Origin of the sequence: Candidatus Nitrotoga sp. AM1P, assembly GCF_013168275.1 — a bacterium.
In the GTDB taxonomy this organism is placed as follows: domain Bacteria; phylum Pseudomonadota; class Gammaproteobacteria; order Burkholderiales; family Gallionellaceae; genus Nitrotoga.
The window spans coordinates 25,851-50,911 of the sequence record NZ_AP019547.1 but is presented as its reverse complement, the minus strand read 5'-3'; the positions used below and the strand labels follow the sequence as shown (position 1 = coordinate 50,911).

At 51.8% G+C, this 25,061-nt stretch carries 17 protein-coding genes and 2 pseudogenes; 3 read left to right on the top strand and 16 right to left on the bottom strand.

The features are described from left to right. Window positions 1-244 precede the first annotated feature (244 nt). Window positions 245-433: pseudogene (gene tnpA, locus W01_RS00215) on the bottom strand (IS200/IS605 family transposase); the annotation flags it as partial. A 336-nt stretch (window positions 434-769) separates the two neighbouring features. On the opposite strand from tnpA, the gene W01_RS00210 reads away from it, so the two are divergent. Next, complete coding sequence (locus W01_RS00210; RefSeq protein ID WP_173051678.1) at window positions 770-1,678, top strand: GGDEF domain-containing protein; 909 nt, start codon at window positions 770-772, stop codon at window positions 1,676-1,678. A gap of 112 nt (window positions 1,679-1,790) precedes the next feature. Beyond that, the gene (locus W01_RS00205) at window positions 1,791-2,597 is read left to right on the top strand and encodes a Na+/H+ antiporter NhaA (RefSeq protein WP_173051677.1); all 807 of its coding nucleotides are present in this window, start codon (window positions 1,791-1,793) and stop codon (window positions 2,595-2,597) included. Between the two features lie 77 nt (window positions 2,598-2,674). Here W01_RS00205 and W01_RS00200 read toward each other — a convergent pair whose 3' ends face one another. The 8 genes and pseudogenes from W01_RS00200 to W01_RS14295 form a co-directional block, all read right to left on the bottom strand. Continuing rightward, entirely contained in the window at window positions 2,675-3,514 is an 840-nt protein-coding gene (locus W01_RS00200; protein WP_173051676.1) for a glycosyltransferase, read from the bottom strand. Then, on the bottom strand, window positions 3,507-4,706 hold the full coding sequence (locus tag W01_RS00195) for a glycosyltransferase family 4 protein (RefSeq protein WP_173051675.1): 1,200 nt from the start codon (window positions 4,704-4,706) through the stop codon (window positions 3,507-3,509). Before W01_RS00195 ends, W01_RS00200 begins: the two co-directional genes overlap by 8 nt. Continuing rightward, a complete protein-coding gene (locus W01_RS00190) occupies window positions 4,706-8,137 on the bottom strand; it encodes a glycosyltransferase (protein WP_173051674.1) in 3,432 nt (1,143 codons plus the stop codon). The genes W01_RS00195 and W01_RS00190 overlap by 1 nt, the downstream gene beginning before the upstream one ends. Window positions 8,138-8,515: 378 nt before the next feature. After that, window positions 8,516-10,006, bottom strand: a complete 1,491-nt coding sequence (locus tag W01_RS00185; protein ID WP_173051673.1) for an ammonium transporter — start codon at window positions 10,004-10,006, stop codon at window positions 8,516-8,518. 10 nt (window positions 10,007-10,016) lie between these two features. Next, window positions 10,017-10,355: a P-II family nitrogen regulator gene (locus W01_RS00180; protein ID WP_173051672.1), complete on the bottom strand. Its 339-nt coding sequence runs from the start codon at window positions 10,353-10,355 to the stop codon at window positions 10,017-10,019. 454 nt (window positions 10,356-10,809) lie between these two features. Beyond that, window positions 10,810-11,055 (bottom strand): hypothetical protein, encoded by a 246-nt coding sequence (locus W01_RS13780; protein ID WP_198421304.1) that lies wholly within the window; start codon window positions 11,053-11,055, stop codon window positions 10,810-10,812. Further along, entirely contained in the window at window positions 11,055-12,137 is a 1,083-nt protein-coding gene (locus W01_RS00175) for an AAA family ATPase (RefSeq protein ID WP_198421303.1), read from the bottom strand. The genes W01_RS13780 and W01_RS00175 overlap by 1 nt, the downstream gene beginning before the upstream one ends. A 47-nt stretch (window positions 12,138-12,184) precedes the next feature. Beyond that, a pseudogene (locus W01_RS14295) lies at window positions 12,185-12,277 on the bottom strand (hypothetical protein); the annotation flags it as partial. Between the two features lie 23 nt (window positions 12,278-12,300). Between W01_RS14295 and W01_RS00165 the strand changes: the two are divergent. Next, window positions 12,301-13,332: an IS30 family transposase gene (locus W01_RS00165; RefSeq protein WP_173051670.1), complete on the top strand. Its 1,032-nt coding sequence runs from the start codon at window positions 12,301-12,303 to the stop codon at window positions 13,330-13,332. A 128-nt stretch (window positions 13,333-13,460) separates the two neighbouring features. Here the strand turns inward: W01_RS00165 and W01_RS00160 are convergent, their stop codons facing one another. The 7 genes from W01_RS00160 to acs all read right to left on the bottom strand — a co-directional run bounded on the left by W01_RS00160 (window position 13,461) and on the right by acs (window position 24,860). Then, a complete protein-coding gene (locus W01_RS00160; protein WP_173051669.1) occupies window positions 13,461-14,648 on the bottom strand; it encodes a restriction endonuclease subunit S in 1,188 nt (395 codons plus the stop codon). Between the two features lie 79 nt (window positions 14,649-14,727). Then, window positions 14,728-15,837 (bottom strand): PDDEXK nuclease domain-containing protein, encoded by a 1,110-nt coding sequence (locus W01_RS00155; protein ID WP_173051668.1) that lies wholly within the window; start codon window positions 15,835-15,837, stop codon window positions 14,728-14,730. Continuing rightward, the gene (locus tag W01_RS00150; RefSeq protein ID WP_173051667.1) at window positions 15,834-17,552 is read right to left on the bottom strand and encodes a type I restriction-modification system subunit M; all 1,719 of its coding nucleotides are present in this window, start codon (window positions 17,550-17,552) and stop codon (window positions 15,834-15,836) included. The genes W01_RS00155 and W01_RS00150 overlap by 4 nt, the downstream gene beginning before the upstream one ends. Window positions 17,553-17,583: 31 nt before the next feature. Continuing rightward, window positions 17,584-20,382, bottom strand: coding sequence for a type I restriction endonuclease subunit R (locus W01_RS00145; protein ID WP_173051666.1), 2,799 nt, complete (start codon window positions 20,380-20,382; stop codon window positions 17,584-17,586). A 578-nt stretch (window positions 20,383-20,960) separates the two neighbouring features. Next, a complete protein-coding gene (locus W01_RS00140) occupies window positions 20,961-21,893 on the bottom strand; it encodes a DUF1853 family protein (protein ID WP_173051665.1) in 933 nt (310 codons plus the stop codon). A gap of 93 nt (window positions 21,894-21,986) precedes the next feature. After that, window positions 21,987-22,799: a class I SAM-dependent methyltransferase gene (locus W01_RS00135; protein WP_173051664.1), complete on the bottom strand. Its 813-nt coding sequence runs from the start codon at window positions 22,797-22,799 to the stop codon at window positions 21,987-21,989. 90 nt (window positions 22,800-22,889) lie between these two features. Continuing rightward, window positions 22,890-24,860 carry an acetate--CoA ligase gene (acs, locus tag W01_RS00130; RefSeq protein ID WP_173051663.1) on the bottom strand — a complete coding sequence of 657 codons (1,971 nt, stop codon included), beginning with the start codon at window positions 24,858-24,860 and terminating at the stop codon, window positions 22,890-22,892. Between the last annotated feature and the right edge of the window lie 201 nt (window positions 24,861-25,061).

Here is a 25,061-nt window from a genome sequence, read left to right as displayed (position 1 = left end):
GATAGGTCTGGAGATCCTGGTCAATCAAGGTCAGATATGTCAGTACCATCTGACACATCGGGATCGGATAAATCCAAGGCCTCTGCAGGTATATCTGAGGAAGATCGTTGCGACGCCCCTAAGGATTCCGACCATTAGTATGTACATATCCATTTGAATAATAATAAATATGAATTCGTTACCCTCAACTTTCAATCTTCTATAACAACGATCATTCATTAATTTATGAGTTCAAATTTAACCGATGATCTTTACTCACAATACCTTTGACGATCCTAATTTCAAAGGCTTCGCATATCTCTCTCACCAAATCCCGGACTCGCTCCGTCACCTCTCCATTCAGCACCTTGTAGCAATACTTCGTTACCCATACAAAATGATACTCAATTTGAAATACCATGTGATGTATCCCATACCTCCATTCGTGTGACATGTTGTCGCAGCTAAAGCTGACCGGCTAAAGCCAGTGGTTTAAACCTTGTAATTGATAATTAAAAGCCTAAGAATTGATCTATATCACATTGTTTAATAATTATATTGAGCTGTTAGCCTAGTACAAATAAATGCTAAATGTGATAATACCGAACACTATTCGATACCTCACAAATGACGCTGTTTGATAATTTAGTAGTGGAGATATTGTAAATTTGGAAAATCGCATCATGCAGGGAGTTTATAGTCGGCCAATTTAAAACTTGAAACCGTCCTGCCTGAACTTGTCCAACTCACCTAACCTTTAAAATGAACAAAGTGAACCGCTCACTATTTAATGATCGGCTCAATAAATATGAAAAAGGTAAGGATTCCTAATTTCCTCCTCGGTACCTTATGGACCGGTTGGCGCCTGTGGATTGTATGGTCAATCTGCGTCTGTATATTTTTTCTTATTATTACGTTTCGGATAGCAACTCACGCCGAATTCGATTTTGTATCCTTAGCGGTGCTGCCGGTACTTGTAATTACATGGATAGGTGGAAAAAAGAATGGTTTGTTTATGGCTATTCTTGCCTCTACGATATCTCTCGTAGGCGATATTGCTTCCGAGCGACAATACAGTTTCCTGTGGATTCCATGGATAAACGCTTTAACCCACTTAATGACTTACAGCTTGGTAGCTCTTCTTGCCAATCAGGTTCGTTTGCAATTTGAAAGAGAGCATGAACGCGCAACCCGGGATCCTCTGACTGGGCTTTATAACAGGCGAGCCTTTCTCGAGGCTGGCGCCTCCGAAGTTGAGCGCACAAAGCGCTATACACACCCATTGGCCGTTATTATTCTGGATTTGGACGATTTTAAACAGCTTAACGACACCAAAGGCCATGATGCTGGGGATGCGGCACTTCGAGCGACAGCCATAGCGCTGCGCAGTATCTCGCGCTCTAGCGATCGAGTCGCGCGATTGGGTGGTGACGAATTTGCCGTTCTGCTCTTAGAAATTGGATACGAGGCAGCTGTCGAGGTAGGTCGGAAAATTTCCACTGCAGTGGACACCGCACTTCAAAGTTTTCCGCCAGTAAAGGGTAGCATCGGAATAGCGTGGTTCAGCGAAGCTGATCGTTCGTTCCCTGCAATGCTCAAAGCTGCCGATGATTTAATGTATGAAGTAAAGAAAAACGGTAAAGGTAATGTGCGTTCACGGCATTTTCCTGAAATAAACAGATCAGACTTTAAAAAGTAACTCTCTTTCAGCGCCGAGATCGACGACTAACCTTACCTGCAAAGCATTCGGAAGCATATCAATAGCATCGTTCTCACCCAGATACCAGCTTCCATTGCAAGTACGCGACAATTTGAAAATCAAGACCAGAATTGAACGCGTCACCACGCAGGAGAAGATGCAAACCAATCACGCCTCCGCTCTTGCAGTGAAAGCGAAACAGAGCCATTTTGCGATGTTATTCCATTTATCTTTCAAAGCGGCAATAACTATGTGGTGCATTCTATGCTCCGTTGCTATTAGCAGATGCAATGCACCATTCAATATTTTATTATTGATTGAGAAATGGAATTACACTAACCCGACCACCCGCGAATCTAGCGGCATTAATAGCACAAGCCGAGTCGGTGCTCCACGCCAAACTGTCAGTTCAGAAGAAAGAGTCCTGCGACACGGCCCGTCAGAGTCATCAATGCGTGCCCTCGATGCCATTCACGACCGAATCGAATCCCCGGCCGACAAGCTACTGCGGACGGTGGAACCGTGGTCCAGCTACTTGGTGCTACCCTTATTTGTACTCGCCAATGCGGGCCTCGTTCTTTCCATGGAAGTCGTCCACGGACGAGAGTATTTGATCCTTGCCATCATGCTGGGACTGATTGTGGGTAAGCCGCTTGGCATGGTCGCGGCAGCCGCTATTGCGGTTCGAATGGGATGGGCCGTCAAACCCGATGCCTATTCCTGGCAGCAGATGATCGGCGCCGCTGCACTTGCCGGCATTGGGTTTACGATGTCGCTCTACATCGCTGCTAAAGCATTTCCGCATGCTCCGAACTTCGCGGCTGCAAAGATTGGAGTGTTCCTTGCGTCCATTCTTGCGGGCGCCCTAGGAGTCTTCTTACTCTGGCAGCAAGGCAGAAAAATGATAAAACACCCCTGAGCGGCAACGAATTCAATCTATCTGCAGAAGCAGGATGAACGATCCTCCGGGCCGCAGGTACAACGCGTTTCTCTACTTCAGTCAAGAAACCTTCGTGCCGCCACCGCGTAAGTGGTCTCGGCGTAACGCACGTAGTCCTCGTCGATCATGCCACCATGCACAATGGTGAAATCGGTGCGCCATTCATCCCACCACAGGTGCGCCCACAAATGCATTGAATACATGCCTGAAAAATCCTCGTCAAGCCCCTCGAACAGGGTATGCACACCGACTGGGTCAGCACCATGTCGGTGGAAACAGCGCTTGGGCAGCACGCGCACTGCATCCGGTATCTGCTGCCGCACTCGCGTCGCCTCCTGGCAGGAGTGACGACTCCAGGTGCCGTCAAATACCCGATACATACTCTCCAGCCAGCGCGCCAAATAGACTGATTCCGGCCGCGCCAGCATTAGCGCGTTACAGAGCGAGCGTTTCATCGGATCGTGCTCCTCCACCTCATCCTGCTCCGCACCGATAACAAACTGCTCGCGATAGAATTCATCCGGCATCGGCTGTAAGAATAGCGTGTCCATGTCCGCATACACCCCGCCCCAAGTCTGCAGCACCTTCATGCGAATGAAGTCTGATTCGTGCGCGTAGTCGAGGTTGCGCTGGCGAATAATGCGCCCCTCCGGCGTGTTGGCGTAGCGGGTGGTATCACGAACAAATGGCTCCGGATCAACACGATGCAGCACCAGGTGCGGCCGAATACGATCCCACCAGTACCCCCAAGGCTCGTTGAGGTAGTGAAAGTGGATCACCTCAGGTTGATTGACCTGCCGGCATGATTCCAGACACAGATAGTGCAGCAAATGAAATGGTTCGTTCTGCGAACGCAACCCAAACACAAAATGAAAGATACGCGGTATTTCAGTCATTCAGACTCGCCAGTAAATGTTCGGTCATTCGCCCCATCGATAGCCTCTGGTGCAGCACTTCGGCAGCCTGCGCGACATACATCATGGCTGTTGGCAGATCACGGTGCAGACTACACATTAATTCGGCAGCATGCGCCAGGTCGGCCTGCGCCCATCGTTGCGAAGCAAGAAAACTGGCTTGCTCCGGCCATGGCGTCACCTGCGTCAGTCGATAGTTCACCAACCACGGCCACTCGCTGCCAAGATAATCAAGCTGACCGCTCCATCCGGTCATCAATACCGGGCGGCCGCGCACCAGTGCCTCGCAGCCGCCCATGCCCCAACCTTCACCGCGTGTCAGCGAAACAAACACGTCGCCGGCGCGGTGCAGGTCTTCGATCTGCTCGCCGGACAGATTATCCCCGATCACGCGGATCGATGGCAGGCCGACCTCGCGACCCCGTGTGGCGCGCTGGCGCCATTTCGCAAGCAACTCTTCCACCGGTGCAGCAGTGTAAGACGGCGGCGCACCGATACCTCGTGGCGAGGTCTTTAGCAGCAACACCACGTCATCCGCATTAGAAAAAGCGCTCGCAAAGGCACTCAGGAGGTCATAGACGCCCTTGCGCGGCTCCCAAGTATTGATCGAATAGAACACCGTAGTATGCAGACCAATGCCAAGCCCGGCACGTATTTGCCGGCGCCGTTCGTCCGACACCGGCGGCGGTATTTCGCGCAGCATGTGCGGCACTGCGCGCACTGGTACCACAACTCCACAACGCTCGCACACTTCGCGGTTTATGCTGCTGGGTACCAGCACGCGCTCAGCCAGGTTGAGCAGCGAGGGCCAGTGTGGCGGCAAATGATCGGTTTCCCACGCAGTGAAGCCGATATTGCGCTGCCCGGGTTCGAAATACACCGGCCAGTATTCCGGCTGCAGATGCACCAGTACCGTGTCGTAGTCGCAGGGTCTGCAATAGCGCTCGACCAGCTGTGGCAGGTCGGCATGCATTGGATCATTCAACAATGCCGGAAAGAAGTCGAGTGCATCAATGCCCAGGTCCGCGCGCCATGGCATGTAGCCATCTGGCCCGGAACATAGCGGCACCCATTCAACCGGCACCTGCTGCATCACCAGACCGCGCAGATAATCCAGCGCCGACAGCGCGTAACCCGTTGTACCCGACCAGGAAACCAGTTTTATGCCACGCATCAGACCTCCAGCCCCATGTGAACACGCGTCCAGCACCCCAATTCCTGCGCGGCCCAATGTTGGCGGGCGGTCGCGCGAGCTTCTTCGGAAATAGATTGCATGAGTGTCGCATCCTGGCGCAGCCGCGCAATGCGCTCGCAAATAGTGGCCTCATCTCCGGCGGCGACTAGAAAACCATTGCGACCATCCACGATCAACTCCGCGCCCGGCAGTCCATCCGCGCAGATCAGTGGACAGCCCGCTGCCAGCGCGCCGGCAACAAAGCCAAGCGCTGCCTCACCACTTGCCAGCGGTGCGCGTCGAAGCACCAGGCAATCAATGCCGGCGAGAAAATTTCCCAGCGACGCATCGAAGCCATGCAGCTGCAGACCTGACGGCAGCGCTGATGGCGGAAAATGTCGCAGCAGAGGTGTGCCACCATGCACGCTTACTGACAGTCTGCTGGCCAGCAGACGACGGATCAGCACTGCATCAAGCGGATGCAGGCCATCAACCTCGCAACTACCGCGCAGCCCTATCCGAAAAGGAATCCCGGGCGACGGGCGCGCGATCTCGAATGCAGCTGGCGGCAGCGTCGGCCGCAAAACCAGCCCAGGTAAACCGACCTGTCGCGCAGTAATCTCGTCGGGATAGACGAGGCCAATTCCGCACGGCACTGCATGAGCGATTTCGAACAGCATGGCTGGACAATCCCGGGTAACTCGCATCAGTACCTGTGTACAGAGTTGCGAATCCAGGAGAGGTGGTAAAACCTCGGGCACCCCATCGATCACCAGCACACCGCCCTGTTCCGGCCACGACAAAAGCGCGACATCCGGTAGTGCCTCTGTGTCGGCCTGGAAGAAGTGTAGCCCGCCCTGCCAACCATTGAAATCATCCTTTGCCAGAGGAAAGCTCTCATTACAACGCAGCACCAGTATGGTTCGCGCGGCCTCCAGCGCAAGACGCACGCCATCTGCTGATAAAAGACGTCCAGAAACGCGTAGTGCTTCGCGCAGCAATTGCGCTTCGACGATGCGGCGCCGTCGGTAATTCAATTGGCGATGGAAGCTCGTGATAACCGAATCAGTAGAGGTCGCCAGTGCAACATCGGCATAACGCGCAGCCTCGTCGAGCGCGCCTCGATCATAGGCCAATAACGCCAACGCATGATTTACCATCGGCTGGCCCGGTAGCAGGGCATTGGCCGCTGCCAGATATTCACCGGCGGCGGGCAGCTCGCCACATCGATACTGTTCAATACCAGCCACCTGCAACCGGTCACATTCAACTTGCAATGACTGATCTGCAACCGCCAACTCTGGCCGCGCACTGGAGTGGCCGCAACAATGTTTATAACGTGCACCGCTGCCACAGGAACAGGGTTCATTGCGGCCCATGCGTCCACCGCCCGCTCCTCTTCCCGGAAAAATCCGGCGGCTGTTGAGCAGGCGTCGCAGGCGGATGATTTCGGCATCCACTACCTGTGTCTGCTTTAACAGCGCTGGGCGTACTTCTTCCAAACATGACAGTGCATCTTCCGGCGAACCCTGTGCCTCCCACAACCGGGCCAGCGACAGTATGAATTCTGGGCAGCTGCGATTGTGCGAAACGGCCGACTCATAAAGCCGGCGCGCACTGAAAACATGGCCTTCCGCGAGATAGCTGCGTCCGAGGTGGAATTCAATGTTTGGCTCCTCTGGGTAGCGCCGCAGCAGCGCCCGCATCGCCGGACGCAGTTCAGCTCGCTCACCATCGTGAAAGCGCGCAAGCAGGTCATGCACCAGCGCAGTATATTCACGCCACAGTGTCGAACTACAGGGCTGCCAGCGCTGACGCACGTGTTTCGAATAATGTCCGGCACGTGCCGGATCGGCATTCAAGCCAATGCTGCAACCGGATGTTCCGGCCTCGATAAAGTACTGCTGCGTCGGCACTTCGATACGCCCTATGCGCACATGTGATGCGAGCTGGAGCCAGAAATCCCAGTCTTCGAAGATTTCCAGGCTCTCATCAAAACGGCAACCCAGTTCAATCACACGGCGATGAAACAGCACCGAGATTGCCGGGATCAGATTGAAAAACTGAAACATCAGCGTGTTGAACGGATTGCACTGTTTTCGAGTAAGACGATGATAGCGATCAACCAGCCACAGGCCGGCATAGACCAGGTCAGGGTGATCCGGCTCGAGTATGCGGCGAACCAGCAGCGCGACGTGTTCCGGATCAAACAGGTCGTCGTCATCCAGGAAACCAATGTATTCGCCAGTGGCCGCTTCAAGACCGAAATTTGCAGCCGCTGGGCGCTTCAGTGGACGTCCTGCACACACCAATCGAAAGCGCACATCTGCCGCAATGGTTGCCGGCAATGGCGGATGACGCCCGCCGGTGGCATCCACCACCACCACTTCGAGCTTAATATAGGACTGCGCGACCAGCGAACTCAGGGCATCAGCCAGGCAGCTGCGGCCCATACTGCGCACGACGATTGATACTGTCGGCTCGCTGCATGACGGTGTGCGTCCGGAGCGCTGCCGCGACGGGTCGATAAATCGATCGGGCAGTGGTACTGGCTGCGGACGCCGATAAGCAGCCAGGTTGCCCGCCTGCTCCAACGCAACAGCGTAATCCAGGATCGGCAACCGACGACCAAGCAGCTGCAAGTAATTGTCATATTTCTGACGACCCGCAAACTCACTGGAAGAATTGTAGATGCCCAGAAAATGCTGGTAGTGGAAAGTATTACCGCCATGAATGGTATAGCAGTAGAGCTCTGGCGCATTCATCAGCACCACGCGGTGGTCTGCAATGATCTGCCCGGTGAGCACACTGTCCTCCCCTCGCCGCTGGTCCGGATAGGCCGGCACTGCCGTACGCCTTGCCAGCATACTGCCTTCCCATATGCGCTCACCGGACACCGCGATGCGGCGCTCAGCCGGCCACCACAGGGTCCAGCGACGCAAGAAACAGGCTTGCGCCCCACTCGTCTGCAGAGCCTCCACCTGCCAGGCGATGCGGCGCACATCGTACAGGTCATCGTCATCCCACTGGCACACCAACTCGCCGCGCGATTCGGCCAGCGCGCGGTTGCGCAGGCTACCCAGACTCCCTTGGCTTGCCGGCAATATAACGTGTCGGATCAGCGGATCGTCCATAACCACCAGAAACTCCGCCAGCTCAGATGCCGGGTTGTCATCAATGATTACCAGTTCACGCTGCCGGTAGGTTTGTCGACGGAAACAATCAATAGCATGACGCGCTGGCAACAGTCGGCCGCGACTAACCATCAGGCAGGATACCAACGGCCCCTCCGGTGCAACAGGTGACGGCACCAGCACAACGTCTTGCAGATTGAATCCTGGCTCCAGCAATTTCAATACAAGACGATCGCCCGATGCAGGCCATTGAGATGCGTGATCAGCGATCGGTGAAGGTGCGCATGATGCGTTCATTTGAGTCTCTTGCAAAACATCTACTGTCTGATTTTTTATGCGGGTGGGGGAACGGCCGACAATTTATAAGATGGCGCGGTTGTCGAAAGCCGCTCCATGACATGAAGATCTATCAGGATGCTAATAATAGGCGCTAAACGAAATTTATATTGCAGGTTCCTGTGCAAAAATCACACTAAATAACTAAGCCCGCCAGAATACCAGCATTCTGGCGGGGGGCTGGATCAAATTAATCAATCAATACCATCCTTACCAATGCTTGATGTTACGTTTTATGTTTTTCTCGAAACCAACAAATATATTAACATTTAATAGTCAATGAACTGGCGGTCCAACCTTCATAGCGAAGCTAACGGAAATGCTTCAAGATAAGGTGGATTAGAAGTTATAAGCCCGTTCGCCGTGACTTGTAGTATCCAACCCCTCACGCTCCTCTTCTTGCTTCACACGCAAACCGATGGTCATATCCACAATCTTGTAGCAAACGAAGGCGACCACACCGGACCAGATGATCGTGGTCAGCACAGCTTGCGCTTGTATCCACACCTGTCCGCTGATAGTGGTGTCGATGATAGTATTATTGACATAATCCACGATACCGGTACCACCCATGCTCCAAGTGTTGAACACGCCGGTGAGTAATGCGCCCAATATGCCACCGATACCGTGGATGCCGAACACATCCAGCGCGTCATCTGCTCCCAGCAGTTTTTTCAGACCGGTTACGCCCCAGAAGCACACCACCCCAGCCAGCGCACCGATAATCAAGCCGCCGCCTACGCCCACCCAGCCGCAGGCAGGAGTGATGGCAACCAAACCCGCAACTGCTCCGGAAACCGCCCCCAGCACGGATGGCTTGCCTTTCAATAACTGTTCAGCCAGCGTCCAGGTCAGTGCGGCGGCGGCAGTAGCAACCAGCGTGTTAACGAAGGCCAGCGTAGCCGTACCGGATGCTTCCAGAGCCGAGCCAGCATTAAAGCCGAACCAACCAACCCACAACAGAGAGCCGCCTATCATGGTCATGACCATGTTGTGTGGTGCCATTGGTTCCTTGCCGTAGCCAATGCGTTTGCCAACCATGAATGCACCGACCAAACCCGCAACAGCCGCGTTGATATGCACCACAGTGCCGCCTGCAAAATCCAATGCGCCCTTCTGGAACAGCCATCCTGCGGCTGCCGTTGCAGTATCAGCCGCAGCCTGAGTAGTGTAGGCATCTGGTCCCATCCAGAACCACACCATGTGTGCAATCGGCACATACGCGAAGGTAAACCACAATGCAGAGAACAACAGCACAGCGGAGAATTTCATCCGTTCGGCGAAAGCACCCACGATCAATGCAACGGCGATGGCGGCGAAGGTAGCCTGAAAGACCACGAAGGCGAACTCAGAAATCACCACGCCCTTACTGAAGGTTGCCGCATTGGCGACACTGCCGGTGACCGGATCAAAGATGCCCCTCAGGAACAGCCTGTCAAATCCGCCGATAAATGCATTACCCTGCGTGAACGCCAGCGAATAGCCATAGATGGCCCACAGCACGATGATCAGCGCAAAGATAGCGAACACCTGCATCAGGATGGACAACATGTTCTTGCTGCGCACCAGGCCGCCGTAGAACAGGGCAAGACCCGGGATGGACATCATGATGACCAGCAAGGTAGCCGTCAGCATCCACGCCGTATCACCCTTGTTGGGCGTGGGCGCGACAGCGGCTACCGCTTGAACGGGCTTAACTGCATCAATTGCCGTAGCAGTCTGGGCTGTAGCTGTTGTCGATACTGCAGGGGCAGCCTCCTCCGCAAATGCCGGGGCTACCAGACCATACAACACGCCCAGCAACGCAAAAGTCACAAAAAGTTTTTTCATGTCGTTCTCCTTACAAGGCTTCTGCGCCGAATTCGCCGGTGCGAATACGAATGCTTTGTTCAATGTTGTGAACGAATATCTTGCCGTCACCAATATTGCCGGTGTGTGCCGATTTTTCGATGGCTTCAAGCACCAGCTCCAGCATGTCCTTTTTTATAGCAACTTCCAGCTTGACCTTGGGCAAAAAATCGACCACGTATTCCGCACCTCGATACAGCTCGGTATGACCTTTTTGCCGGCCAAAACCTTTCACTTCCGTAACAGTGATACCCAGTACACCAATTGCAGTCAGAGCCTCACGCACTTCGTCGAGTTTGAACGGCTTAATGATTGCAGTAACCATTTTCATAATTATTACTCCTCATGTGTATTGGTGCATAAATCGGGAGATACATGCCCTTCTTTCTTTGCCAAGCTTGAAAAGTGACTAAGGAATACTCAGTCAGCAGTCAGTTAAAAGCAGCTTCCGTGCCAATATAATTTAACTAAAAAAAACAATGTATTGAAATGTATTATGTCAAAAGGAGAAAGTTTGCATGCACCAATTTTATACATTTTAAAATATGCAGCGCACCAATTGGGTGAGGTAGTAAGGGGCGAGAGTTGATTGCTTTTCTATTTCCGGGGCTATTAAAGCGTTGCATGCACAGATGGAATTTACCTACCTCAAAGACGCTAAAATATTCCAGAATCCACTAAGCTTTTACCGATGAGCTGGTGACAGGCAAATAGAAACGATGTGGATATCAGCACTAAGAAAAGCCAGGACGCGTACCGCAGGCAGCGCAGCCAACTGATCGCGTTCAATCATCGGCTTCATACTCGGCAAGCAGGTCGTCCATATCGTCACCCACGCCATAGCCGAAGTTATGGCAGGTGCGGCGCACCGTATCCAGCCTTGCCCATAAGGACTGGCGCTGCACGTTGGCCAAACTGGCGATGGTTTTCAAGGCCTGCTCGAACATTCGCACCAGCGCATCGAAGTAGCCCTCATCCTGCAGGCCGACATCATTGCTGAACCCCGCTGCCCGTTCGCAATAAAACACCATCAGTTCGGCCAGACCTTCCGCTTGGCCGATGGCTTTCTTGTAATCGGCGATAGGCTTTTTTGCCTTGGCGACCGAAGTATCCTGATTCTTGAACAAATCGGGCCACAGCCAGCGGTCGATGGTGGTTTTGTACGGCTTGAGCACATCGTCGCCCAGACACTGAGACGCGCGTGCAGGAAGGTTTGGTTATCCTTGTTGGCTGCGTACAGGTCTTGCAACAGCCCGAGCAGTCCAGCGCGGTCGAAAATTGACAGCGCTAACGATGTAGAGTTTTTTTCGGTCTCGATTTTGTTGAGGAAAACATCAAGGTCTTTTTCCAATTTGCTGGATTCTTCGTCAAAATGCTTTTCCAGCTTCTCCCAGCGTTCAGTAGTAATTGCGCTTCCACAGAAACCACACGCTCTCTTTTTTCCTTTGTGATGAGATCGACCCTCACTAACCCAGCGATTCAGGACCGCGTCTTTCGCCAATTCCTCGATTTTGTCAGACTCACTAATTTTCTTGGTGATAAGAATCTCTGCTTCATTTGCCAGATTACCGAATTGCAGTTTGGAGGGACAAAATGGCGAAACCGGTTGCAGTATTTTTTCAGCGATCAATTTTTCGTAATTACTCAATTGATCGCCTGTAGAGGGTTGATAACTTGGCTTTAAGACCTCTTCAATTTCAGTTTTCAGCTTTGTAACGTTGTAGTTTTGGTCACCAAAGCGCTCTGGCTTGTACTTTATGCCTATATTTCGGTCCGTGGCTTTATCAGAAAGTTGCTTTTCCAACGCATCAAAGGTCTGTTTATGTTCGCCTTTGTGTTTGACGTATTCCTTTCTTATTTCAGCTCGCTGTGCATATAAACCGGTTTCTTCCCCTTGTTCTTGAGCGCCTAACTCCTTTTCTAAAGCTCCAATTTCTTGCTCAATCTTATTATTGTCTTCTCCGAGGATGGCGAACGATTCAATGTTGTCATCCGGGTTGGTGATGAAGCGCAGATTATCCCGGACGAAATCTTCGTTAAATACCCGAATTTTTTGCCGTGGTTTGTCAAACTGGTTTGCGTTGTTTGCGTCCCATCGGCAAAGGCTACACAAAATGATGGATTTTCAAACTTATCGGAGAGTTGTCCGGTTTCCATGGCGCGCAAGATACGCGAAAGGGTGGTTTTGCCTGAATAGTTTCTGCCGTAGATGATATTGATAGCTTGGGCGCGCTCAATAACCAACCGCAACACCTTGGAGAGGTTAAGGTGTTGGGATGGAGAAATCAGGAAAACATTACAAGCAGTTGAATGCTGAAGAGCGCGCGACGATAATGCTAATGAAACGAGCAGGAAGTGGACTGAGGGAAATTGGGCGATACTTGAAACGCTCGCCAAGCACTATCTCAAACGAGATAGCACGGGATTTGGGGTGTGAGTCTGGCTACGTTGCCTCCTTGGCTGGCGAACAGGCGCACCGTCTGCGAATCAAGCCCCGTAGGCCATTGAAGCTCGTGGAAAGGAATCCGTTGTTTGAAGTAGTAAAGGAACATCTCAAGAAGAAATGGTCACCTGAGCAAATTGCAGGCACACTTAAAAGTATGCACCCAGCTCAGCCCTCACAACGTGTAAGCCACGAAACGATTTACCACACGCTTTACGCCATGCCGCGTGGTGAACTGCGCCGTGAATTGATTGCCAGCTTACGCTGGAGCCGAGACAAGCGCCGTTCCAAGACCCGTGCTCCAGATGGTCGTGGGCATATAGCAGAAATGCAGAGCATCCATATGCGTCCGCCGGAAGTGGCGGATCGTTTGATACCGGGGCACTGGGAAGCTGACATGATCAAAGGCGCGATGAACCGTTCCTCAGTCGGCACGCTGGTCGAACGCACCACATTAATGGTGGTGTTAGCCAAAATGACTGATGGCACGGCGCAATCGGCCCTGGACGGTTTCAGTGAAGCGCTCAGTGCAATTCCACCTGAGCTACGCAAGACCTTCACCTACGATCAAGGGCGCGAGATGAGCAAACACGTGCAGCTGACTGAACGAACGGGTATGGCGGTTTACTTCTGCGACCCGCACAGCCCGTGGCAACGCGGCTTGAACGAGAATACGAACGGACTGCTGCGCCAGTATTTGCCCAAGGGGGCAGACCTGTCGGTTTACACGCAAGAACAGTTGGATGAAATTGCTTGGAGTTTAAATACACGTCCGAGGAAATCGCTCGGATTTCGAACGCCAGTAGCGGTTTACAACGAGCTCCTGCTCAATATGGAACTCGCTAAATCCGCGACTAAACATTAACTGTTGTGGTTGGTTCTTGAATCCACCTTGCAAAAGCTGGACATTGCCGCTTTTGTCGCGCACGTCCCTATCCCAGTCGAAGTCCTTGAACACGCCCAGCTTAGCAATGGACTCGATTTTCCTGATCATTACATAGACTCCGGCAACACCACACGCGACAAATCCAGCTCGCCCATGAATGCCTGCTGACTCAATGCACCGTAGAGGATTTCCAGCTCGGTGAGGCTGTGTTTGTAGCGCGACTTAACGCTATCGATTTTTTCGTGAATGGCAGCAAACTTGTTCTGCCATTCAATTGGAGGACGTTTAAGTTTTGTCTCTTTAATGAGGCCGAGATTCAAGCCACTCATGATTGCTCCTCGATTCTTGCTTCGAAATTGATTGAGAATAAATGGGCTTGAGTGGATTGAGTAAGAAACAAATAAAGGATTGGCGACGGCTGTATTCAAAGTAATTGCGGCCAAATGTTTAGTATTGATAGTCAGGGGAATATCCTTGGGAATGACCGCCGAACGGCCAAGGGTGCCCATGATTGTGATTATCACGTCACCCGGAAAAATTCGGTAACTCTCAAGCTCCCGGTACTTTTCGTGTGTGATATACCGGCGTTCACTCCAGGCAAAGCGATTTTGTACAGCGTTATCAATACCTAGTACCGCCACGTCACCTTTAGTCGCAAATTCGCTGTGCAAAAGGTGTGAACCAAAGGGCCCTGTGCGCATTGCACCCTTATGCTTGGCTGCAAGATCTTTGATTTCAACCAGAGGCCAATTGAGATATCCAATTGACTGGGGACCAAACATTCCCAGAAACACACTTTTGAGCAGGTCGTCGAGCTGTTGCAGGCGCTGTTTGCGCTGGGCGATCAGCCCTTCCACTGTGCCGAGCAGATGGGCAATGCGGATTTGGTCGTCGAGGCTTGGCCTGCCATCTTTCGTTGGGATTGGGACTTTTGTTTCTTTTAGAAATTTGAAATGTCGGCTATACCCAGCTTCCTTTAGTTTGATGGATTTCAGGTAGTAATAGACATACAGAGTATTAGCAATTTCCGGATCAACTTTTAGAGCTTTTGCGCCATCCGCACCAAGCGCAATAGGGTTTTCTTCATACTTCAATATCCGAGTATGATCACCAAAAATAATGATTGGTAGTTGCTCATCATTTATTAGTGTTTTGTCACTTGTATAACCAGCAATCGCATCTTTTCCCTGATCAATAATTTTGAATTGACCCGCTGGCTGGTATTCGGATGCCTTAATTTTTCTGAACTTCGAGGTCACATCACTGACAACCTCTGCAAACGGATACCACTTCATTCCATCATCCCCAACAGTTCACGAACTTTATTTTTTACCATCACCATACTTTTTTCGTGCATTCCGTGGTTCCATCCCCTCATTCTTCACCTCCCGCTTCTTTCAGTTCGGCCTCAATCTCTTCGATGCTTGGCAGTGAACCTTTCATGTCGTCCGGCAGGCTTTGGGTTAGCTGGGTTTCCCACTGGGCGACGCCCATAGGGCGGCGGTAGCCATCGAGGGCATATTCCACGACTACATCGTTTTTGCTTTTACACAGCAGCAAGCCAATGGTCGGTTTGTCATCGGAGTGGCGGAGCAGGTCATCCACGGCGGACAGATAAAGATTCAAGGTTCCGGCGAAGGCGGGATCAAAGGGAACCGCTTTCAGTTCAATAACCACATAACAGCGCAACTTGAGATGATAAAAAAGCAGGTCGAGTCGAAAATCCTGATCACCTACTTCGAGAAGGGTCTGGCGGCCGACAAAGGCAAATCCACTGCCGAGTTCGAGCAAAAATTGTTGCACATGATCGATAAGTGCTTGTTCGACTTCGCGCTCTTTGCGTGTATCCGCTGTACCCAAGAAATCAAACAGATAGGGGTCTTTGAATATTTGCACGGCCATGTCGGAATCGTCCGGTGGCAGGGTCAGGTCAAAATTCTGAATGGCCTTGCCTTGCCGTTCGTGGAGCCGGTTTTCAATCTGCATGGCCAGAACATCCCGCGACCAGCCGTTTTGTAAGGTTTGTTCCGCATACCAGCGGCGTTTTTCTTCATGATCCAGCTTATCCAGCAGCAGTTGATTGCTGCGCCATGGAATTTGTGCAGCGGCCCGCTGCACTATTTCGCGTTTCGGCCACTGCTGGGCAAATTTACGCATGTATTTAAGGTTTCTCGGGGAAAATCCATTCATTTCCGGGAAAGCCAGTTTCAAGTCTTCGGAAAGATGGTCGATGATTTTTGCGCCCCATCCTTGCTGGTTTTGGCGGTCGAGAATGACCCGGCCTATATCCCAATAAAGCAGAGTCATCGTGGCGTTGGCGGTTAGCGTTAACTGCAGCCGTTCGTTTTTGATGCGTTGTTTAAGGTTGGCCAACGTTGCGTGATAATCCACCGGTAAATCAAGGCGGCTCCCGGCAACCGGAAATGATGCCTGCGGTTTCTGCCTTCCTCTGGTGAGCCGTTCGTCTTCACGTGAATTCGTCATCCAATCATCCTCCTCAACGCCAGCAATTCGCGCACGATGCCGCTCTGTACCTTGGCGAGCTCCACCTCGTCCACATCACCCACTTCGGCCTGAATCAGCCGGTCCAGAATTACGCCCGGAGCGTCGTAGTGCACTTCCTCGAACACATCCTGCTTGTAGCGGGAAAGCGAAAGGTCAAAGCCTTCGGCTTCAATCTCGGTGCGTGGCACCATAAAGCACTTCGCCGTGCGGTCGCTTTCTTGATCAGGGGCGGCCGGGTTGCGGGCGTGGCGGTTATGGAATTGGGCGATGATGTCTTGCAGATCACCATTACCTTCCTGCTTGCTGCGTTTGTCATCCAGACTGTAGCCGTCGGCCGCCATCTCAAAAAACCAGACGTGTTCGGTGGCGGGTTGGGTGACTTTGTCTTTCGGCCCCCAGACCTTGGTGAATAGCAGGATGGCGGTGCTGACCCCGGCGTAGGGTTTGAACACGCCGCTAGGCAGGGTGATTACGGCCTTGAGGTCACAACGCTCCACCAGCAACTGGCGCAGGGTTTTGAAGGCGCCGCCGGAACCAAACAGCACGCCCTGCGGCACGATGACGCAGGCGGTGCCGCCTTTTTTGAGCAGGCGGTAGATGTTTTCAACGAACAGCAGTTCAGTCTTGGTCGTGCCTAGTTGCAGGTTTTCGTTGATATCACCCTTGTCAATGCTGCCAGTAAAGGGCGGATTGGCCATCACGATGTCGTATTCAGATTCTTCGACAAAACTCTTGGACAGCGTGTCCTTGTAGTCGATGTGCGGTTCGTCGATGCCGTGCATCATCAGGTTCATCAGCCCCAGGCGCACCATGGTGGCGTCGATGTCGTAACCCCACAGTGAACTGGACAGAATGGCCTGGGCTTTTTCGGTGAGGGCGGCGGCGACCGAGGTGCGAACGAATCCATCTTCATCGGGCGTGAGATTTTTGGTGCCAGCCTTAATGGCCAGTTGCGTGACGATGTATTGATAGGCACCGAGCAAAAAGCCACCAGAGCCGCAGGCCGGGTCGGCAATTTTGTGGCCGAGTTGCGGCTGCACCAGATCGGCCATTAACTTGATGATGTGGCGCGGGGTGCGGAACTGACCATTCTTGCCTGCGGTGGCGATCTCGGACAGCAGCATTTCGTAGACATCGCCCTGGATGTCCTGAAAGGCCTGGCCTTTTTCCTTTGAATCTTTCTCCATCACCTCGAAGATTTCGTCAATGGTCTTCACCGCTTCCACCAGCAGCGCTGGTTTGGGGATGATGAACACGGCGTTCTTCATGTGGTGGGTGAAGTTGGACTCGGCGCCGTTCAAATCCTTGAGGAACGGGAAGACCTTACCCTGCACGTGTTGCAGCATGTCTTCTGCCTGCATGCGCTTGAATTCGCTCCAGCGCAAAGTACGCTTGTCTATTTCAAACATCTTGCCATCGGAGATTTTTTTATCCGTTTCAACTTGGGTATCACCCTCGCGCGATTTGGCGCGGTATTCCGGCGGTATCCATTTCCCTTCGAATTTTGAGGTGTATTTTTCGCCAGTGAATTCGGCATCCGCCTGTTTTTTCTGATCCAGCTCATCCAGCCGCTTCATGAATAGCAGGTAGGTGATCTGCTCGATGGCGGTAAGCGGGTTGCTGATGCCACCGCTCCAGAATTTGTTCCAGAGCTGATCGATTTTGCTTTTGAGTTCGGGGTTGTTTTGCAGCATGGGCTGGATTCCTTGGTTTTATGGTGCGGCGTTATGCGGCCAACTGCTCGGTGAGCTGCAGGATTTCGTTGATTTCGGCCGGACTGAACACACCACGTATGCCCTGCGGGTGAATGACCGTAAAGGGCGTGTTGATGAGGTCCCGTTTCTCCACCTTTTCGCGTTCAACGATGAAGCTTTTCAGCAGGCTGAGGAACTCCAGCTGGCGGCTGTTAAGGGTTGTGTGTGCGCGGATGAATTGATCAAAAGCTGTACTGACGGTGTCGGGGAAACTTTGCAGCACCTCGATGCCGAGAATGTGACGGATGAACTGGATGAAATGCGCTTTGCGGTTTTTGTAGACCTGGCGCAGCAGGGCTTCAGTGATGTGCGGGTGCTCCTCAATCAACAGCGCGGCCAGTTCAGCAGCTTCATCAGCACTCACTGTTTCGCCATTTTTGATCTTGCGCAGGATAGGGTTGTGCTCGGTCAACTCTACGATCAACGCCTCGACCATTTCGCGGTAACGGCTGACGCTAACGGCCTCGTGCTGCGGGCCAAATTCCACCCATTCCTTCTTGTGAAGTTCATCAGCTAGATCAAGATGCGTTTGGTCTTGGCCGGTGGTTTGCTCGCGAAACTTCATCAGCGGGCCAAGTTTTACAGTGAGCTCGTCGAAGGCGTCTTCGTCCGCCTTGGCCCAATAGTGCTTGGTTTGCGCAGCACGAATTAGTGCCTCTTCCTGTTTAACAAAACTGACTGAGAGTGGCAGCTCGCTGATTTGCTCCACGATACCTTCCTTGAGAGTGTCGGCTTGTTCGTTGTCTTCATTGAGCAGTGCGAGAGAGTATTCCAGCAGGTCACGCTCGAAACGCATGGCTTTGAAGTCGGCTTCCGAAACGGTGCGGAACAGCGGCTTGATCTCGGCGCGCAGAAATTCCAGCTTTGCGTACGTGAGGCTGATCCAGAAATTTTCTTCTTCCAGCCGCGCCAGTGCAGCGGCAGCTTCTTTGATCACCACCGACTCTTTGGGCAGCGTGGCAATTTGCAGGCGGAGCTTGGCGATTTCACGCGCGGCGATATCGGCATGACCGCTGTCGCTGGCCTTCTCGATCTTGTCCAGGCGCAGGCCAACCAGCCGCACAGGCAGCGGCAATTGGGGCCTGAGCTCTTTGCCTTTGGGGTTCAGCTTGAAGTATTCGAAGTTGTCCCAACAGTCGAGAATCAGGAACATGTCCTTGTCGGTACACCAGGGCTTGGGTTTGCTGGTTTCCAGCAAGCGTGTGCCGCGCCCCACCATCTGCCAGAACTTGGTATAGGAATACACCGGCTTGGCGAACACGAGGTTAACAATCTCGCGCACGTCGATACCGGTATCGAGCATGTCCACGCTGATGGCAACGCGCGGCATATCGTTGTTGGTGAATTGATCCAGCAAACCGCCCTTGCCATAAACGCGCGGATCGTCGGATACGAGCACCTTGGCCAACTCACCCTTGTATTGCGGATAGAGCTTGTCGAAAATTTCTTCCATGCGCCGGGCGTGCGCCTTGGTTGCGCAGAAGAAGATGGTCTTGCCGGGCAACACACCATTGGCATCCTTGATGGATTCCTCCATGAACTCCCTGACGATCAAGGTATTGGTGCCTTTGTTGATCACCTGCTTTTCGAGCTGCGAGCCTTCGAAGTTGATTTCTTCAACGTCTTTGCCTTGCAGGATCAGTTTTTTCTGGTCGTCCAATGAAATAGTGCGCTTGCTGATGCCCTCCATCTGGAACTTTGTCTGAATTTTCATGACCTGAAAATTGCAGAGGTAAGGCGGCACGTTGTTCACGGCCTGTTCATAAGTGTAGGCAAAGGTCGGCAGACCATCTTCGCAATGAAAAAGCTGGAAGGTGTTGTGATCGATGATGTCAGTAGGTGTTGCCGTCAAACCTAGCGTGATGGTTTTGAAATAGTCGAGCACTTCACCATAGGTGTTGTAGATGGAGCGATGACTTTCATCGACCACGATGAAATCAAAAAAATGTGGCGAGAGGCTCTGGGACTCATTGCGTATGATGTTGAGCATCGTCGGGTACGTGGCAACGTAGATGCGACGATCTTTTGCAATCAGTTTTTCGCCAACATTGGGCCAGCGCGGTTCGTTGGGCAGATGCTCCTTGAAGGCGGCCAGCGCCTGCTCACGCAGTGCGATACGATCCACGAGGAACAGGATTTTCTCGGCATGGCCTGCGCGCATCAGTGCATCCGTCATGGCAATACAGGTACGGGTTTTGCCAGTGCCGGTGGCCATGACCAACAGAAAATCGCGTTTCTGTTGTTCGATGCCTTCCAGTACCGCACGAATAGCGCGAATCTGGTAGTCACGCCCGGCGATCGAGGTATTGATGAATTCGTGGGTGAGCGGCTTGCGGTTGCGGCGGATGTACTGGAAACGCTCCAAATCATCTCTCGTCGGGAAACCAGCGACTTTGCGCGGAGGGTAGCTCCCTATATCCCAGAAATGCGTTTCCAGTCCGTTGGTATAAAAGCAGAATGGCAACTCACCGCCGAGTTGGTTCTGAATGTTGTAACAATATTGTTTTGCCTGCTCGCGGCCGATGGCAGCGTCCTTGCTCGATTTTTTGGCCTCAATGACGGCAAGAGGTTTGCGATCTTTGCCCAGCAATACGTAGTCACTGAATTGGTGGCCCTCGTAGGGGGTGCGGGGCTCCGCAATACCTTGTGGCAAAGCCGTCAGAATATCGAACTCTTCTATGACCTGCGTAGGATCTTTGACATTCCAGCCGGACTGCGCAAGTTGCTGGTTAATGAGCTCAGAACGAGTTTTTGCCTCGGATTTGGCCATGCGCTACCTGTCTCCCACAAGAACTGCTGTGCCACAGCAAACGGTTTATTGCCCCTGAATTTTTTTATCGCTACGCGATAGAAAGCTTGATTTGTCGCAACGCGCGCTATATATCGCCCACCCGCTATATTCCAATTATCGTTGATATCGCGAGTCATGTCCGATGTGCTCATCCTATTTGCGAGACATTTTTATCGTGATAAAGCCACGCTTATTTGCTAACGCGCACATAGGGGAAGTTACAACGGTTTTAGGGAAACGCTGAATAATTCACTCTACCAGAGCCACCGGGGTGAGTTTTGTGGTTTTTATCAAAGAATTGGCTTTCTCAGATTAACGAATTACTCCAACCAATGCGCGGGAATAAATCAGTATTTCCTTAGGTAACTTTTGGCCGACACTGTAAAAAATTCCGACACTGAAGCTTCGAGCTCATTAAGCCTATCAACCGCGTGAACAGTGTGTTTCACATGTTTCTCGAAGTTTCTCGCTGTTATCACTTTTAGTATTTTTTCTTTTTGTGATACCTCCGTTTCAAGCTTAACAAAACGTTGGCGTACAGTTTCTTTCAGCCTATTTCAGGTGTTGATTACTGGCCATTTACTACACACTACAAATCCCCGTGTCGCTTCGCGCCAGCTATTGTCCGCACCATGCTGGAGTTCAATCACCTGCACAGGCTCGTCAGAAACCCCGAAATGTGCATCGAGTGCTGTGCATATCTCAGCCTGCCGCATCACGCTGGCTTCAGCATCCAGGCGTACCGGAGCTAAGAAGCGTAAACGTGGCAATATAGTCCAGTAACTATCCGATGTTGTTTGCGGTAGTGAACCTACCGGATGACGCATCCACCAGCCAGACAAATGATTGACCGATACGCCAGGGATTGGGGTGATAGGATTAAAAAATTTTCCTGCTTGTGTTGCAGAGTAGAACAGGTAGCCTTTGATGAAAGCCTGTGTTTTTTTCAGCGCTACCCCTTGTGGCAGTGCTGCACGCCCGGCGGGTGTGTGGCCTAATTCAAGTTGATGTTGAAATACGCGGTCCAATTTAATATCGAGCCGATCGCGCACCGCAAGGCCGATAAATGCATGTTGCTCGAACAATGGCTCTGCTTGCAGGTAGAACTTTACAGCGGTTTCCCAATGACAAACATTTCCATCGGCATCACGAAATAAAAAGTCATATTCACCCAAGATACGTTGCGCATTTTGAACCTGCAAATTGGTGGCAATAATTTGCGTATCGGGGATGCGTGCTAACCAGAATGCAATGAGCGATTCAAAATATTGGCCCAGGCGACGCGTTGAACGCTGGGCAATAAAGTCATACAGACTGTGCGGGTCATTATCCAATCCAGTCAACCACTGAATACATGTTTTTAATTGCGCATGGCACCATGCGTCGTCAACCACACGTCCGGCATACGCGGCCCAAGTTTCATCCAGCAATCCCGGCGAACCGATAACCCATGCGAGGTCGCGCACTGCGGGGTCGTGTAATGAGTCCATGAACGAATCTTGCGGAAGGGAAGACATATTGACTAAAGTTGTTGTGGCAATGGCGGCTGCGTGAGTGTAGCCGGGTAACAGCAGAATATTTTTCTATACGGGTTTATAGCCCACGCTGATGAGAATTTCAACATTCATCCAAATGCCTTGCTCTTCGACAAGTAATTCTATTTCTTCCTGATGCGATTGCCGGAAGCGTGCTAAATCAAAGGAAGAAAGCTGACTCAATAATCCGCGGAAGCCGCTATACCATAAAATATCCCACCATTCTTCAAACCCAGCAAGATGGTATCCAACCTGATAGGTATACGTATGCAATCGTTCCAGCTCCGCTGCTTGATACAAAATATGGATTTTCTCTACGCTATCCAGTCGTTTCCAGGATAGCGATGGCATAGCTACCTCATAGGTCTGAATGCGCTCGATAAATTTTTGCGCTAGGGGTTCCATAACCGCGCCCGTAAAACTTGAGATTCCAATAGCGCCGCCGGGTTTGACATGTTTGGCGATGGCCTTGAATCCGGCCTCCATATCAGGCAGGAAGAAGATGCCAAAACCACAACAAGCGGCATCAAATGAGTCGGCGTTAAAATTTGCGGCCTCCATATCCAGGCATAAAAAATCGAGATTAGTTAACTGCTGCTCCTGAGCTTTGATCTTCGCTTTCGCCAACATTCCGTCGGATAAATCAATGGCCGTCACATGCCCTGCGCTCAACCGCTGTGCACATGCCAGCGCAACCAACCCTGTGCCAGTGGCCACATCCAAAACATGTTCATTTCCAGCAAACTTCATGTTGTTCGCCAAATGTTCTGCCGCCACTGAAAAAAAGCGCAGTGCCGGCTTGTCATAGCCTTCTGCCGCATTATTAAAGGTGTCTTTAATTTTATATTTATGATCTTGCATATCTATAGCGATATCGGAAAATTGACGGTATAACCGACACTGCGCTTTCGGTACAAACTATAGAAAGCTACGCCGACTGCAATTCCTGGTTTATTGAATAACGTGCTTTAGTTGTTCAAGAATCGCCGGGTTTTCCAGCGTCGAAATGTCCTGTGTTATTTCTTCGCCCTTGGCAAGGGCGCGCAACAGGCGACGCATAATCTTGCCGGAGCGCGTCTTTGGCAGATTGTCCCCGAAGCGGATTTCGTCCGGCTTGGCGATTGGGCCGAGTTCCTTGCTGACCCAATTACGCAGAATTTCCGACACTTCTTTTTCCGTAGTGGGATCTTTCGGTCGCGAGCCTTTTAACACCACAAATACCACTATGGCCTCTCCTTTTATCTCATGCGGCTTTCCAACGACAGCGGCTTCCGCCACCAACGGATTTGACGCCAGCGCAGACTCTATCTCCATAGTTCCCAAGCGGTGGCCGGATACTTTCAGTACGTCGTCAATGCGTCCCAGGATCCAGAAATAACCGTCCTCGTCGCGGTGTGCTGAATCGCCCGCCAAGTAAGCGCCTTTCATTTCTTCTGGGAAGTAGCCTTTGCGATAGCGCTCATCATTACCCCATATGGTACGGATTTGAGACGGGAAAGAACGTTTGATGACAAGAAACCCTCCATGTTGGTCATGCACTTCGTCACCTGCTTCGTTAACGATGGCGGCCATTATGCCGGGCAGCGGCAGGGTGCAGGAACCAGGTTTGGTTGCCATTGCTCCCGGCAGTGGTGCAATCATGTGACAACCGGTTTCGGTCTGCCACCAGGTATCAACAATGGGACAACGCGACTGGCCGACTATGGTGTAATACCACATCCATGCATCTGGATTGATCGGCTCGCCAACGCTACCGAGCAAACGCAGACTGGAAAGGTTGTATTGCTTCGGCAATTCGCCCCCTAATTTAATCAGCGAGCGGATGGCGGTGGGCGCAGTATAAAAAGTGGTGACCTGATGATCCTGAATCATCTTCCAGAAACGTCCGGCATCGGGCCAAGTGGGCACGCCCTCAAATATCACTTGCGTCGCCCCCATCGCCAGCGGACCATATGCAACATAGCTGTGGCCAGTCACCCAGCCCACGTCAGCGGTACACCAAAAAATATCAGTAGGCTTATAGTCAAATACCCATTGCATGGAAACCATCGTGCCAAGCAGATAGCCGCCGCTGGAATGCTGCACTCCTTTGGGTTTTCCGGTAGAACCTGAGGTATATAAAATGAACAATGGATGTTCCGCACCCACCCATTCCGGTTCGCACGTAGATGAAAGACCAGCAATCAGATCATGCCACCACAGGTCATGTTTCGCATTCCACTGCACATCATCGCCCGCACGCTTATAAACAATTACGCTATGCACTGCATCACAACCACCCATGCTCAGCGCCTCATCCACGGCTGGTTTGAGCGGCATCATCTTACCGCCGCGGAATTGCGCATCAGCAGTAATGACGGCACACGCCTGCGCATTTTCGATACGCTCATTCAGGCTTCTGGAAGAGAAGCCGCCAAAAACGACTGAATGGATTGCGCCAATGCGCGCGCATGCCTGCATCGCTATCACCACCTCGATGCTCATGGGCATGTAGATAACGACACGATCGCCCTTCTGAATATTGCGTGACTTTAACGCATTGGCAAACTGACACACGCGAGCGTGCAACTCGCGGTAGGAAATCTTGGTCACTTGGCCGTCGTCCGCCTCAAAAATCAGCGCAGTTTTTTCAGGTTGCGTGGCCAGATGCTTATCCAGACAATTATAAGAAACATTCAATTCGCCATCCGCGAACCACGCGTAAAATGGCGCGCGACTCTCATCTAACACGGTATTAAACGGTTTGTGCCATACGATATGCTCCCGTGCTAGCCGTGCCCAATACCCTTCATAATTTTGTTCTGCCTCCCTGCACAGAGCTTGGTAGGCTGCCATACCAGAAACATTCGCTTGTTCGACGAATGCAGGGGCAGGCTGAAAAACGCGGGTTTCTTGCAAAACTGATTTGATGCTGGTGGGCATGGCACTCCCTCGGTATGGTTAATGTTTCATATTTTTGGCGGAATTTAATGTAGATTTATTTTCGGGTAGCGTCAACATTAAAGCTCTCAGATGTAGCGAATAGATAAACTATCCGGACCTATAAACCACGAGGGTAGCGCGTGTTATTGAAGCCAAACTGCCGATTGATCATCAGAACACATGCTCCACCCGTGCTTATTA

Coding starts and splice junctions, on each gene's coding strand:
- acs (WP_173051663.1), bottom strand. CDS start 24,860: ATGCCCACCAGCATCAAATCAGTTTTGCAAGAAACCCGCGTTTTTCAG.
- W01_RS00145 (WP_173051666.1), bottom strand. CDS start 20,382: ATGGCCAAATCCGAGGCAAAAACTCGTTCTGAGCTCATTAACCAGCAA.
- W01_RS00150 (WP_173051667.1), bottom strand. CDS start 17,552: ATGCTGCAAAACAACCCCGAACTCAAAAGCAAAATCGATCAGCTCTGG.
- W01_RS00210 (WP_173051678.1), top strand. CDS start 770: ATGATCGGCTCAATAAATATGAAAAAGGTAAGGATTCCTAATTTCCTC.
- W01_RS00190 (WP_173051674.1), bottom strand. CDS start 8,137: ATGAACGCATCATGCGCACCTTCACCGATCGCTGATCACGCATCTCAA.
- W01_RS00200 (WP_173051676.1), bottom strand. CDS start 3,514: ATGACTGAAATACCGCGTATCTTTCATTTTGTGTTTGGGTTGCGTTCG.
- W01_RS00135 (WP_173051664.1), bottom strand. CDS start 22,799: ATGCAAGATCATAAATATAAAATTAAAGACACCTTTAATAATGCGGCA.
- W01_RS00195 (WP_173051675.1), bottom strand. CDS start 4,706: ATGCGTGGCATAAAACTGGTTTCCTGGTCGGGTACAACGGGTTACGCG.
- W01_RS00160 (WP_173051669.1), bottom strand. CDS start 14,648: ATGAAGTGGTATCCGTTTGCAGAGGTTGTCAGTGATGTGACCTCGAAG.
- W01_RS00185 (WP_173051673.1), bottom strand. CDS start 10,006: ATGAAAAAACTTTTTGTGACTTTTGCGTTGCTGGGCGTGTTGTATGGT.
- W01_RS00165 (WP_173051670.1), top strand. CDS start 12,301: ATGGAGAAATCAGGAAAACATTACAAGCAGTTGAATGCTGAAGAGCGC.
- W01_RS13780 (WP_198421304.1), bottom strand. CDS start 11,055: ATGGTGTTTTATTGCGAACGGGCAGCGGGGTTCAGCAATGATGTCGGC.
- W01_RS00155 (WP_173051668.1), bottom strand. CDS start 15,837: ATGACGAATTCACGTGAAGACGAACGGCTCACCAGAGGAAGGCAGAAA.
- W01_RS00180 (WP_173051672.1), bottom strand. CDS start 10,355: ATGAAAATGGTTACTGCAATCATTAAGCCGTTCAAACTCGACGAAGTG.
- W01_RS00140 (WP_173051665.1), bottom strand. CDS start 21,893: ATGGACTCATTACACGACCCCGCAGTGCGCGACCTCGCATGGGTTATC.